Raw genomic sequence first — 386 nt, forward strand, 5'->3', positions numbered from 1 at the left:
ATACTGAATGTGAGCAATCATTCAAGAGGAACGATGCAGGCACTCGTTGATATTGAGCTGTCTCCGGATGAAAATGTGGATCAGATGATCACAGCCCTTCAAGCTGCCTGTGATGAGGTGCGAGAGGAAACTCCTCAAATTATCGAAGGTCCTCAAGTTGTCGGCGTGGAGGCGTTCGGTTCTTCTTCCCTTGTGCTGCGCATCATAGCGAAAACTGAAACAATGGAGCAATGGCGGGTAGAGCGAATCTTGCGCAAAAAAATGAAAGAAGTACTCGATATAGAAAAAGAGCAAAAAGAACCGGGATCATAATCTCCCGGTTCTTTTTCTTGTTTTATTGAACACGCTGTTCTACTTCTTGGCAAATTTCATCAGCCGTCATACCT

General features: G+C 44.8%; 1 pseudogene. It reads left to right on the top strand.

Going from position 1 to position 386, the window contains the following annotated elements:
- A pseudogene (locus tag AC0IXA_RS27205) lies at positions 1-312 on the top strand (mechanosensitive ion channel protein); the annotation flags it as partial.
- Positions 313-386: the final 74 nt, after the last annotated feature.

It is taken from the genome of Pseudomonas sp. AC083 (assembly GCF_979253165.1).